The following is a 13,383-nucleotide window of genomic DNA, read 5'->3' as shown; positions in this document are numbered from 1 at the left end:
AAAATCTTAAGTCAACCTAATAATTATGGGAAAAAAATTCTTTAACTCCTACCACCCCATATAGTTTATTATCAAATTTTCCCAACGGTTTTGGCTTGAAAATTTACCCAGCAGTTCCGATGCACTCTTAAGGTTTAATGAACAATGAGAGCTTTAATTTTTTCTCTTTGGCCAAAAAATTAAAAAACGGGGAAGGTAAGAGTCACCCTCATAAAAAAAGCCGGGCTTTGCCCGGCTTTAATTCAACAACCAAGTTAGCTTTTAAGCGCTCTTAATTGAGTCCACCCAAGCAGTCACTCGGCTCTCCAAGACTGGTACCGGCAGTGCACCGCCACCCAATACGGTGTCGTGGAAACCGCGGATATCGAATTTGTCGCCCAGCTGCTCCTCGGCCTGCTTGCGCAGCTCCTGAATCTTCAGCATCCCGATCTTGTAGGCGGTAGCCTGACCCGGCCACACCAGATAGCGGCGTACTTCGGAGCGCACGGCTGTTTCAGGAATCGCGGAGTTTTCCAGGAAGTATTCTACCGCCTGCTCCTCGCTCCAACCCTTGGCATGCATGCCGGTATCCACTACCAAGCGGATAGCGCGCCACATTTCTGCGGTCAGATGGCCAAACAGGTTGTAGGGGTCCTCGAATGCACCCATCTCCTTAGCCAGTTTCTCAGAGTACAGGGCCCAGCCTTCGACATATACGGTGAAGTGCGCCTGGGTACGAAACTGTGGGATATCCTCCAGTTCCTGCGCGATGGAAATCTGCATATGGTGGCCGGGGTTGCCCTCGTGGTAAGCCACAGTTTCCATATCGGTCGTGGAGTAGGCGCTCATGTCAGACAGGTGCGCATAGTAGATGCCAGGGCGAGAACCGTCTGGAGTGCCCGGGTAGTAGTGCTGAGCACCACCATCCTGCTCGCGGAAAGATTCCACCCGCTTAACCACCAGCTCCGCCTTGGGCAGCAGGCCGAAGTAGTCCGGCAGTTTCTTGGTGATGTCGTCGAGGAAAGCCGTGGAATCATCCAGGTAACCCTGGCGGCCTTCGTCAGTATTGGGGTAGTAGAACTGGCCATCTTCACGGATAAAGGTGAAGAACTCCTGCAGGTTGCCCTCGTAGCCCACCTGCTTCTTGATGGTCTCCATCTCGCTGCGAATACGCGCTACTTCCTTCAGGCCGATATTGTGGATTTCATCGGCGGTCAGGCTGGTAGTGGTGGTATTTGCCAGGCGCTGGTTATAGTAGGCCATACCATTCGGCAGACTGCTGGCACCCTGAGGCTCTGCAGAGGCCTTCTGCACATCTTTCTCCAGCCAGGTAATCAGGGTCTTATAGGCTGGCAGGAACTCAATCTCCAGGGCCTTGCGCGCGTCTGCGGTCAGCTTATCGGCCTGCTTCTGGTCAATCTTGCCGGCTTCCAACAGTTCAGCGACTTTGCCTTTGGCTCCGGCCCATAGGGGGGCGTCCTCACCATCGGTGAAGGGAGCACCGTCGATCAGCTTGCTGGACTGCTCGATCGCGCCCTCGTAAGCGAAGCGCGGTGGGCGAATGCCCTCTTTGGCAGACTGCTCAGCGCGCTCGCGCAGCTGATTGATAGCCCGGGAAATACCGCCGATACGGGCGATATACGCCTGCATATCCTCGATATTGTCCACCTTGTGGAAGTTCAGCAGAAAGTTGGGCAGTTGCGACTGCACGCCGCCCATCTGCTCGAAAATATAGCCATGGCGCTTAAAGGGCTCGGCGGCTTTGGCCTGATCAAACTGGTAAACCCAGATATCGTAGGACGTTTTCCCTTCTTGACTCAGCTTGTCGTAGTCGAAGTTCTTCTTCAGCTCTGCAACGGCCTTTTCCATCCAGGCCAGCTGGCGCGCCTCAGCGGCTTCGCTCATATCGTCGATCTGGTCGTACTGCTCCTTGCGGCCGAGATAGGACAGCTGCATGGGGCTGAACTGCAGCTGCTCTTCGTAACGCGCATCCAGCCATTCGGTCAGACGCTTGGTCTCAGCCACCGCATCAACGGTTACAGGGGCCTCGGCAACGGCACTTTGAGCTTTGTCGGCATTCGCTCCTGCTTGAGCGCTCTTTTCGCCCTGACAGCCCGCAAGGATAGCGACAGCCAGCAGGCTGGGGATCAAAGGGTTGTTCAGCTTAATCGGCATTTTCCTATCTCGGTCAAAAGTTGTACAAAAAAACGCCGCTAACTTTGACACGAAATCTTTGAACTGTCGATTCAGGCTCTTTCAAACGCTATATCTGCGCGTCGAGACGAGCAGTCTTGTGAGGATTCCGCCTAAGATGGCGGACCATTGGGACTCTGTGTTATGTCTTCGTCTCGGGGGAGCTGGGATCGGGCCACTCGGGCTTCTGCACAATATGCAGCTCCCGCTGGGGGAAGGGGATCGTTAAACCCGCGCCCTCCAGGGCGGGTTTCAAGCGCTTCATGAGAGTCCAATAGACATCCCAGTACTCAACAGTCGGTGTCCAAATCCGAACTTGCAGGTTCACCGCACTATCCCCCAGTGCGCGAACCGCGAAGCTCGGCTGCGGCTCCGATAGAATTCGCGGTTCATCTGCCACTAGTCGGCGCAATACTTGTATACCCGCCTCGATATCGTCTCCGTAGGCGATGCTCGCCACTATTTCGACACGACGAGTCTGATTGTGGCTGTAATTGGTGAGAGTCTGTCCCCAAATGGTGCTGTTCGGTGCTGTAATTCGCAGGCCATCGCTAGTATCCAATGCAGTGGTAAAAAGACCCACCTGACGCACTGTGCCCATGGTCTGGCCAAACTGAATCACATCGCCGACACGAAAGGGGCGCAAACTCAGCAAAATAAAACCGGCCGCAATATTTTGCAGGGTATCCTTTAAGGCCAGTCCCACCGCCAAACCGGTGGCACCGAGTAAGGCGATCAGACTCGTGGTATTGATCCCAAACACATCCAGAACCACCAGCGCCCCGACAATATAAATGGCCCAGGTCGCAATATTGCGCAGCACCGGCACCAGTGTCGCATCGAGCCGGCTGGTTAATCGATTTATAGCGCTTCGCGCCAAGTGGCCCACCCCCAGAGTCACTGCAATAACCAGCACTGCGGCCGCAATCCGTAAAAAGCCAGCAGTGAAAAGGGGCCAGTAACTTTCACCAATACCATCAAGACTCATAGGGGCCTCCTGTTCATTGGCAAACGCGCTGATAATAAAGATCGGAACCGACTAACCACAGCGGTTATTTACTTTCTAAAGTAGTCCCGCCGCCTCGGCTTCATCCAGGCAGCGCTGACGCGCAGGGCAAGTGTGCAAATGGTCATTAACCATCCCCGTGGCCTGCATATGAGCGTACATAATGGTAGAGCCAACAAAACTAAAGCCAGCTTTTTTAAGCGCTTTACTCATTACATCAGATTCCGCTGTACTGGCCGGTACCTGCTTGAGGGAACGGGGTTTATTCACGATCACCTTGCCGTCGGTAAATTGCCAGAGAAAGTCAGAGAGTGTTTGCCCTTTCTCTCGCAGTGCCAGAGTTGCGCGGGCATTTTTAACCGCAGACTCCACTTTGAGACGGTTGCGTATGATCCCCGGGTCCTGCAGTAACTTTTCAATCTTACGCGGCGTATAGCGCGCAATTTTTTCTGCATTGAAATTATCGAAAAGACGGCGATAGTTTTCCCGCTTATTTAATACGGTTATCCATGACAACCCGGCCTGGGCCCCCTCCAACAGCAGAAACTCAAACAGGGTGGCCTCATCGGTTACCGGGCGACCCCATTCCTCATCGTGGTAGCTTTGATATAGCGGGGTGGACAGGCACCAGCCACAGCGTTTCTCTTCCATAATAGGTTCCTAAAATTTATTTTCCTTAATCTCAAGCAGTGACGGCGCTCGGTAACAATACCGAGCACAGCCAGCAAAAAGGAGAGGACTAGCGCTATTGAGCTCCGGAAAAGAAATAGTGCTGAATCAACTGCAGAACCAACAACAAGGAAACCAGGATAAAAATAATATTACTGCGATTCACTTTATCTCCAATAATTTTTGCTCTACTAACCAATCGCGACATTCGCACAACATGGCATCCAATGTCACCTCTGATTGATAACCGAGTTCGCGTTCTGCCTTGGAGCTGCTAGCTACAACCCGGCGTGTCACCAGGGTGGCCTTTTCCGGGGTAATTACCGGTTCCTTACCACTCACACGCGACCATACATCAGAGAACCAGGCGATAGACTGAATAACGAAGGCGGGAGTTGTACGCTTCGGCACAGGCTTGTGCAGCAGCTCGGCTATCTTGCCAAAAAATTCCAGAAAACTGGCATCGGTGCCGGCGAGGATATAATTCTCTCCACAGCGACCCTTTTCGACCGCCTCAATATGCGCCCGAGCCACCGCCCCGGCATGACAGAAAGACCCCCAACCCGGCGGCACGCCAGGCAATTGGTTTTTATCGATTAGAAAAAATGTCTGCGCCCAACTACTGGTGTCGAATTTCCCCACGATTGCACAAGGATTGAGAAATACCGCATCCAATCCCTTGTCAATCTCTTTGCGCACCGCTATTTCTTCACGCTTTTTGGTATACAGATAATGATGGCGGGGATCGTCTGCACGCTTTTCACTTTCTTCGGTGATCGTATCCCTGTGGTAACCGTAGGCGGAGATCGAACTGGTCACGATCATACGGCCAACATTTTTCTCCCTCGCAACCTTTGCAATATTCGCCGCCCCCTCCACATTGTCCTTCCACTGCTGTGCATTGCCACCGCGCCACATACTGGTATTGGCCGCCATATGGAAAAGGGCATCGACATCGTCAGGAATAGCTGAGCGCAGTGAGTCTGAATCGTTCAGGGAGGCCTCAACCAGCTCCACCTCCATGTTGCGCAGCCTCTCTGTGTTGGAGGTCTTGCGATGCATGGCGGTTACCCGCCAGCCATCGGCTTTCAGTTGCTCGACAAGGTTGGTACCGAGGAAGCCGCTGCCCCCGGTCACAAATGCATGTTTCATAGATCCACCGGATGATTATTTTTTGTTATTCATACCCAGTGATAGCCTCTGCCAAGACTTCCGCACCCCGGGAGGGTAAACCGCAGGCAGTACTACAATCTCGACAAGGTGGGCTGTGCACCAACACTGTTGCTGATGCAGCCCCAGGGTTAAACCCAATCCGCAGTGTCTGAACGGGGGCACCAACACGGCCCCCACTATCTACACATTGAGTCGATGGGAAAGGTTACTCGATTTTCATTCCCAGCTGGTGGGCGAGGAAGCTCCACTGGTTGGCGAAATCCTCCACCTGCATCCACACCGGCTTGCCGGCACCGTGGCCAGCCCGGGTCTCCACCGCGAGCCATATCGGCTTTTCACAGCCCTGGTCCCGCTGCAGGGCGGCCGCAAACTTGTAGCTGTGCCAGGGCACTACACGATCATCGCGATCGGCGGTGGTGATCAGGGTGGCAGGGTAGCAAGAGCCCTCACGGGTATTATGAACCGGGGAGTATGCATGCAACGCCTTAAATTCCTCGCGGTTTTCGCTCAGACCGTAGTCACTGGACCACTGGCGTGCGTTGGCGGAAGCGGTGTGGTAACGCAGCATATCGAGCACACCCACTACCGGCAGTGCCGCGGCAAACAAGTCCGGACGCTGCACCAGGGTCGCGCCGGCGAGTAATCCACCATTGGAGCGCCCACTGATACCCAGCTTCTCTGGAGAGGTAACTTTCTCCGCGATTAGCCACTCGGCTGCGGCGATAAAGTCATCGAAGACATTCTGCTTCTGGGTCTTGGTACCCGCCTGATGCCAGGCATCACCGTACTCGCTACCCCCACGCAGGTTGGCCAGCGCCAGGGTACCGCCCATATCCAACCAACCCACAAAGCGGTTGTAAAAGCGCGGCAACTGAGCGGAGTTGAAACCACCATAACCATACAGCAGTGTGGGGTTGGAGCCATCGCGCTTCATACCCTTCTTATGCACCAAGAATAAAGGTACACGGGTGCCGTCTTTGCTCTTATAGAAGTGCTGGCTCACGGTTAAGTCAGAGAAGTCTGCAGCGTATTTCGGCTGCTTAAATATTTTGCTTTCACCGGTCTGCACATTCAGGTGATAAATACTCGGTGGGGTAATGAAATTGGAGAAAGAATAAAAGGTCTCCACTTCATCCGGCTCACCGTAAAAACCCTTCACAGAGCCCACGCCGGGCAATTTCAGCTCGTACTGCTTCTTACCATTGGTGTCAGTCACCAGCACTCGCGACTTAGCATCTTTTAAATAGTGCAGCACGAATCGGTCGCCAATATAGCTGGCACTCTGCAGAGCGCTGCCTGCCTGCGGCACTAGGTCACGCCAGTATTTCCGTTGTGGCTTCTCCAGGTCGATCGCAATTATCCGACCCAGCGGTGCGCCCGCACTGGTCTCGAAGAAGAAGGTACTGCCCTTATTACCGAGAAACTGATAGAGGCCATCCCAGTCATCCAGCAGCTTGATGACTTTGCCGCTGTCATCGCGTAAATCTCGATAGTAAAAGCCGTTGGAATCATAACCATCGAAAATGGTGAACAGCAGATAATTGCCATCATCGCTTACCTCGGCATCAGGGTTACGAGTGGGATGATCGGTAATACGGTATACCAATTGGTCGCGCTCCTGGGAGTCTCCCAGGCGGTGGAAATAGACAGCGACCTGCTTGCTATCATCGGCACTGCCATCCTTGTTGAATGGGTAACGACTGTAATAGAAGCCCGATTCATCTGGGGCCCAGCTGGCATCACTGAACTTGATCCCAGTCAGTTGCTCCTTTAGGTCCTTGCCGGTCTTTAAGTCGCGAATACGGTAGTCTGTCCAGTCCGTGCCACCATCCGAAATTCCATAGGCCAGGTAACGCCCCTTGGGGCTGACCTTAAGTCGTTTCGCTGCGATGGTGCCATCCTCACTCAAGCTGCGTGGGTCCAGCATAGGCTTGCCATCCTGGGCAAGCTCCCCGGCACGGTAGAAAATGTTCTGATCCCAGTCGCCGTTGTTGTAATCGTAGTAGTAGTTATCGCCTTTCTTATAGGGCACGCCATAGCGCTCGTAGCGCCACAATTCAGTGAGGCGATCGTTGATCTTCTGCCAGCCTGGCAGATCCTTCAGGCGAGGTAACGCATGCTTGTTCTGTGCCTTGACCCACTCCTTAACCTCTTCATTAGACATATCCTCCATCCAACGAAAGGGGTCGGATACCTCAACACCGAAGTATTCATCTATGTGCTCAATAGTCTGACTCTTGGGGTAGGTTTCCACCGCCTGCACAGCGGCTGTGGCCAGAGCCCCAACCAGGAGTGCCATTAACTGTTTCTTCATACGGTATTCTCGGTTTCTCTGCATGAATCAGTCCGCTAATCTAGGCGATTTACTCGCAGGGTTCCAGAGAGACAGAGAGGTCTGAGATGAAAGGATTAATCCAACGGGTCAGCCACGCCCGCGTAGACGTGTCTGGCCAGTCGGTGGGTGCTATTGAGCACGGTATACTCTTGCTGTTGGGAGTGGAGTCTAAAGACAACCGTGAAAGCGCAGACAAATTACTGCATAAGGTACTGAATTATCGGATTTTTCCCGATGAAAACGGCCGTATGAACCACAATGTGCAACAGGCCGCTGGTGGGCTCCTTGTCGTAAGCCAGTTTACCCTAGTCGCTGAAACTGAACGCGGCCTTCGACCCAGCTTCAGTCGCGGCGCCAGCCCACAACATGCCGAGGGCCTGTACGATTATTTTCTTGAGCGTGCTAATGCCGAATTTACACCGGTAGCCAGCGGAATCTTCGCCGCAGATATGCAGGTGTCTCTTCTCAATGACGGCCCGGTTACCTTTATGCTGGAAACCTAAAGTCCTTAAGAGTTTCATTCGCTAAGTCTGAAGTGCCGGGGCAAATCCTCGTAAACTTATTAAGTAAAAACTACATTTTTATAAAATCGTCTCACTTGAGAGATTCCACCACCAAGGAGAAAAACCGCATGCGGTTAACGGTAACAGAAGATATTTATCTGGAATTTCTACAGGAGAAAGATTCCCAGGAGCTTTTTTATCTAATAGAAGATAACCGCCCACTTTTGGAAAAATATTTGTACTGGGCAAAGTCTGTACAGGATATGGAGTCGACCAAACAATATATTTGCCAGCGTATTTATAGCAAACACAATGGCTCTGCCTGGTACAAGATCATTTTTAATGACCAACTCTCCGGAATAATCGGTGTCAAAGAAATTGATCAGAAAAAAAAGAGTGCCGAAATTGGCTACTGGCTCTCGGCTCACTGCCAGGGCAAAGGTGTAATGGCGAAAGTTGTGGCGAGGATTTGCGAAGAACTAAAAAGACAAGCTGGTGTAGCCCAGATAAAAATACACTGCCTTTCTGAAAATACCGCTAGCATTGCGGTTGCAAGACGGGCCGGTGGAATCCACAGTAGCACCATCCCCGCATACCTTACGATCGATGGAAAGTCCCAGGATCTAATGATCTACACCGTCGCCCTCTAACAACATCCACCATTAAAAAATATTATATCGAATTTACTCGGGCTGAATCGTTACCGGACTCCACTCCAAGCCATCAGCCCCCTGACCAGCCTTAAAAATTCTCTTGATTTCCCATTTGCCGGTATCTATTTCGACCACCTTCCCGTCTCTCTGTGATCCTGCATATAGATACTTACCATCGGGGGTAAAGAGTAGTGAAGCCGGTTCCCGTGCAGAGGCAGCGCCTAAGTCAATACTCTTAAGCTCTTTGCGGGTTGCCGCATCGTAAATCACCACCCGGTTTCCCTGTAGATCCGCAACTGCAACCAGCTTCCCTTCTGGATGGAAACTGATGCGAATGGGAAGGTAACCAACATCAATGACATCCTTCTTTTTTAAACTAGCCGTGTCAAAGATAAAAATATTTTTTGAGCGATTATTACCTATCCATAGCTCTTTCCCATCGGGACTGACCCATACCGCCTCAGGACCATCACCAGCCGGAAGAGTCTTTTTTAAGGTCATAGTGTCCGTATCGATCACGCTGAAAGTATCCGAACCACGACTGGTAACATATGCAATTTTAGTATCCGGAGATAAAGCCAGCAGGTGACTTCCTATCTGGTCTGTTGATACAGAACCGAGCACCTTGCCCGTGACAGTATCAACTTTAATCACATCATGAGTTTCTTCCGTGGTCACGATAAGGTCATCACCGCTTCCCAGCCAAGCAATTCCATGAGGGCCCATATGCGGGCTAATATCGATAATGCTCAAGCGTTTGCCCGTAGCCACATCAAAGACATTTAACTCTTCGCCAACGTAGCCATCTTCCAAATAGGAAACCACCACAACCTTTGATTTATCCGGGGACAAAATAAGTTCATGTGGAGAGCCACCAGTTTCCGTTCGCTTGATTTCCTTCCCATTTTCCAAGTCAATAAAGCTGACTGTCCCTTCATATTTATTGCCCACTATTAGGGTACTCGCAAAAGTGAAACTACCCAGAAACAGGCTCAGGAGAATCAAGCTAGAAAGAATCGACCAGCGCATTAGAGCACCTCACCACTTGGTCCCAACTGCAAGTTATTCACACGGCACAACTATTTAGGCGCCTATGACCTGTCAGTATAGTTAAAAGTGCAAGACACCCTCTGGCTAGGGCCTAGAAACAGGCTCTGACTGTATAGTTTTATAAGATCTAGTGTTATTTGAGCTAATTACTAACAGAATCCATGGATAGAGCTGTGTATAACTCAGGGATATCCACGCTCAGGCCCCTGTTTCCGCGGGGCTCTTTTCAACGGGCAAAAAAACACCAGCCATTTATCCACTTTCCAGCGCTTGGCGTTATTAACAGAAAGTCTGGATAGACTTGTGCATAACTGCGGTATATCCGCGCCAGGCCCCGTGGTTGCACAGGTTCATTAAAACGTGCAAAAAATCACCGGTATTTTTATTAGTATTTCTGCGCCGTTTTTTTCAACGCAATGATTTTTCTAGGTTAAAGAGCACTTTTTAATTTCAGGTGTTTTTTTGGTGGTGCTTGAGGTGCAGATTAACTAAAGCGCGTTATTTTTTTGTATTTCCATTTTTTCCTTACAGAAAAAATTTAAGAAAGTGCTTTATTTATAGGAGGGAAGGCTCTTCGGAGCTTTTTAGAGCCTGCGCTTTTTTTAATTGGATTTCTCCGAGTTGGATTTTTCGGCGGGAGTGTTGCGAGTAAAAATTCGATTGGGCTTTTTATTTTTCTGTATTTTGAATTTTATTTTTTATTCTCTGTTTTTATTTTTTTATGCATTCAATATTTTTGTACATAAAAAAAGGGCCACCCTATTGGGTGGCCCTTTTCGGATTAGAAGCCTGACGATGACCTACTCTCACATGGGGAAGCCCCACACTACCATCGGCGATGTTGCGTTTCACTTCTGAGTTCGGCAAGGGATCAGGTGGTTCCACAACTCTATTGTCGTCAGGCAAACTGGCTTGGGTTGGCGTTGGTCTTATAAGCAATTTTGCTTAGCCTGCCGCGTTATCGCTGTTTGCCTCGGTCTGCTGACCGGCGATAACCCCAAATAAGTCGGTAAAACAATCTGTAGTAATACACCGCAAGCGATCATTGTGTGTCTTTCATTCCACAATCCGCTAGCTTAGCTAGTCGTTAGTAACCATCTCTGTTGTATGGTCAAGCCGCACGGGCAATTAGTACTGGTTAGCTCAACGCCTCACAACGCTTCCACACCCAGCCTATCAACGTGGTAGTCTTCCACGGCCCTTTAGGACTCTCAAGGAGTCAGGGAAATCTAATCTTGAAGGAGGCTTCCCGCTTAGATGCTTTCAGCGGTTATCCCGTCCGAACATAGCTACCGGGCAATGCCACTGGCGTGACAACCCGAACACCAGAGGTTCGTTCACTCCGGTCCTCTCGTACTAGGAGCAACTCTTCTCAAATTTCCAACGCCCACGGCAGATAGGGACCGAACTGTCTCACGACGTTCTAAACCCAGCTCGCGTACCACTTTAAATGGCGAACAGCCATACCCTTGGGACCGGCTTCAGCCCCAGGATGTGATGAGCCGACATCGAGGTGCCAAACACCGCCGTCGATGTGAACTCTTGGGCGGTATCAGCCTGTTATCCCCGGAGTACCTTTTATCCGTTGAGCGATGGCCCTTCCATACAGAACCACCGGATCACTATGACCTACTTTCGTACCTGCTCGACATGTCTGTCTCGCAGTCAAGCGCACTTATACCATTATGCTCATTGCATGATTTCCGACCATGCTGAGTGCACCTTCGTACTCCTCCGTTACTCTTTGGGAGGAGACCGCCCCAGTCAAACTACCCACCATACACTGTCCTCGATCCGGATAACGGACCAGAGTTAGAACCTCAAACATACCAGGGTGGTATTTCAAGGACGGCTCCACAGTAACTAGCGTTACTGCTTCAAAGCCTCCCACCTATCCTACACAAGTAGGCTCAAAGTTCAGTGCAAAGCTGTAGTAAAGGTTCACGGGGTCTTTCCGTCTAGCCGCGGGTACACTGCATCTTAACAGCGATTTCAATTTCACTGAGTCTCTGGTGGAGACAGCGTGGCCATCGTTACGCCATTCGTGCAGGTCGGAACTTACCCGACAAGGAATTTCGCTACCTTAGGACCGTTATAGTTACGGCCGCCGTTTACCGGGGCTTCGATCAAGAGCTTCGCCGAAGCTAACCCCATCAATTAACCTTCCGGCACCGGGCAGGCGTCACACCCTATACGTCCTCTTACGAGTTTGCAGAGTGCTATGTTTTTAATAAACAGTCGCAGCCACCTGGTCACTTCGACCGGCCTCAGCTTAGGGAGCAAGTCCCATCACCAAAACCGGCGTACCTTCTCCCGAAGTTACGGTACCATTTTGCCTAGTTCCTTCACCAGAGTTCTCTCAAGCGCCTTGGTATTCTCTACCTGACCACCTGTGTCGGTTTAGAGTACGATTCACTATTGCCTGAAGCTTAGAAGTTTTTCCTGGAAGCAGGGCATCAACCACTTCACCCACAAGTGGGCTTCGTCATCAGTTCTCAGCCTTAGGGACCCGGATTTGCCTAAGTCCCCAGCCTACAACCTTAAACATGGACAACCAATCGCCATGCCGGCCTAGCCTTCTCCGTCACTCCGTCGCAGCAATAGCGAGTACAGGAATATTAACCTGTTTCCCATCGACTACGGCTTTCGCCCTCGCCTTAGGGGTCGACTAACCCTGTCCCGATTAGCGTTGGACAGGAACCCTTGGTCTTCCGGCGGGGAGGTTTTTCACCTCCCTTGTCGTTACTCATGTCAGCATTCGCACTTGTGATACCTCCAGCAGACCTCCCGATCCACCTTCAACGGCTTACACAACGCTCCTCTACCATGCTCCTAAGAGCATCCGCAGCTTCGGTTACCAGTTTTAGCCCCGGTATATCTTCCGCGCAGGCCGACTCGACTAGTGAGCTATTACGCTTTCTTTAAAGGATGGCTGCTTCTAAGCCAACCTCCTAGCTGTCTGGGCCTTCCCACATCGTTTCCCACTTAACTGGTATTTGGGACCTTAGCTGGCGGTCTGGGTTGTTTCCCTTTCCACGACGGACGTTAGCACCCGCCGTGTGTCTCCCGCGATTGCACTCCTCGGTATTCGGAGTTTGCATGGGGTTGGTAAGTCGGGATGACCCCCTAGCCCAAACAGTGCTCTACCCCCGAGGGTGAGACGCGAGGCGCTACCTAAATAGCTTTCGAGGAGAACCAGCTATCTCCCGGCTTGATTAGCCTTTCACTCCGATCCACAGGTCATCCCCTAATTTTTCAACATTAGTGGGTTCGGTCCTCCAGTTGATGTTACTCAACCTTCAACCTGCCCATGGATAGATCGCCGGGTTTCGGGTCTATTGCCTGCAACTAAACGCCCTATTAAGACTCGATTTCTCTACGGCTCCCCTAAGCGGTTAACCTTGCTACAGACAATAAGTCGCTGACCCATTATACAAAAGGTACGCAGTCACCCCGAAGGGCTCCTACTGCTTGTACGTATACGGTTTCAGGTTCTATTTCACTCCCCTCTCCGGGGTTCTTTTCGCCTTTCCCTCACGGTACTGGTTCACTATCGGTCAGCTGGGAGTATTTAGCCTTGGAGGATGGTCCCCCCATATTCAGTCAAGATAACACGTGTCCCGACCTACTCGATTTCACTCTAAATGCCTTTTCGTGTACGGGGCTATCACCCTGTATCGCGGTACTTTCCAGAACCTTCCACTAAAACATAAAGAGCTTAAGGGCTAATCCCCTTTCGCTCGCCGCTACTCAGGGAATCTCGGTTGATTTCTTTTCCTCCGGGTACTTAGATGTTTCAGTTCCCCGGGTTCGCCTCCATAA

At 51.2% G+C, this 13,383-nt stretch carries 8 protein-coding genes and 2 rRNA genes (1 of these 10 running past the window's edge); 2 read left to right on the top strand and 8 right to left on the bottom strand.

Annotated elements, in window-relative coordinates; genetic code table 11:
• Positions 1-261: 261 nt before the first annotated feature.
• The 5 genes from ACJJH9_RS00320 to ACJJH9_RS00300 all read right to left on the bottom strand — a co-directional run bounded on the left by ACJJH9_RS00320 (position 262) and on the right by ACJJH9_RS00300 (position 7,358).
• A complete protein-coding gene (locus tag ACJJH9_RS00320; protein ID WP_444923922.1) occupies positions 262-2,154 on the bottom strand; it encodes a DUF885 domain-containing protein in 1,893 nt (630 codons plus the stop codon).
• A gap of 160 nt (positions 2,155-2,314) precedes the next feature.
• Entirely contained in the window at positions 2,315-3,160 is an 846-nt protein-coding gene (locus ACJJH9_RS00315; protein ID WP_444887495.1) for a mechanosensitive ion channel family protein, read from the bottom strand.
• A 75-nt stretch (positions 3,161-3,235) separates the two neighbouring features.
• Positions 3,236-3,829: a DNA-3-methyladenine glycosylase I gene (locus tag ACJJH9_RS00310; RefSeq protein WP_444887496.1), complete on the bottom strand. Its 594-nt coding sequence runs from the start codon at positions 3,827-3,829 to the stop codon at positions 3,236-3,238.
• A gap of 180 nt (positions 3,830-4,009) precedes the next feature.
• Positions 4,010-4,999: an SDR family oxidoreductase gene (locus ACJJH9_RS00305; protein WP_444923921.1), complete on the bottom strand. Its 990-nt coding sequence runs from the start codon at positions 4,997-4,999 to the stop codon at positions 4,010-4,012.
• Between the two features lie 226 nt (positions 5,000-5,225).
• Positions 5,226-7,358, bottom strand: coding sequence for a prolyl oligopeptidase family serine peptidase (locus tag ACJJH9_RS00300; protein WP_444923920.1), 2,133 nt, complete (start codon positions 7,356-7,358; stop codon positions 5,226-5,228).
• Between the two features lie 62 nt (positions 7,359-7,420).
• Between ACJJH9_RS00300 and dtd the strand changes: the two genes are divergently transcribed.
• Both dtd and ACJJH9_RS00290 read left to right on the top strand, forming a co-directional pair.
• Positions 7,421-7,858, top strand: a complete 438-nt coding sequence (dtd, locus tag ACJJH9_RS00295; RefSeq protein ID WP_444899553.1) for a D-aminoacyl-tRNA deacylase — start codon at positions 7,421-7,423, stop codon at positions 7,856-7,858.
• 128 nt (positions 7,859-7,986) lie between these two features.
• The gene (locus ACJJH9_RS00290; RefSeq protein ID WP_444910770.1) at positions 7,987-8,508 is read left to right on the top strand and encodes a GNAT family N-acetyltransferase; all 522 of its coding nucleotides are present in this window, start codon (positions 7,987-7,989) and stop codon (positions 8,506-8,508) included.
• A gap of 33 nt (positions 8,509-8,541) precedes the next feature.
• Here ACJJH9_RS00290 and ACJJH9_RS00285 read toward each other — a convergent pair whose 3' ends face one another.
• The 3 genes from ACJJH9_RS00285 to ACJJH9_RS00275 all read right to left on the bottom strand — a co-directional run.
• Positions 8,542-9,540 (bottom strand): YncE family protein, encoded by a 999-nt coding sequence (locus ACJJH9_RS00285; protein ID WP_444923919.1) that lies wholly within the window; start codon positions 9,538-9,540, stop codon positions 8,542-8,544.
• A gap of 808 nt (positions 9,541-10,348) precedes the next feature.
• Positions 10,349-10,464: ribosomal RNA gene (rrf, locus tag ACJJH9_RS00280) — 5S ribosomal RNA — on the bottom strand.
• Between the two features lie 204 nt (positions 10,465-10,668).
• Positions 10,669-13,383 (bottom strand): 23S ribosomal RNA (locus tag ACJJH9_RS00275) (it continues 166 nt past the right edge of the window).

Source organism: Microbulbifer mixtoriginis (SeqCode) (genome assembly GCF_052466715.1).
This window is presented reverse-complemented; position numbering and strand designations above follow the sequence as displayed.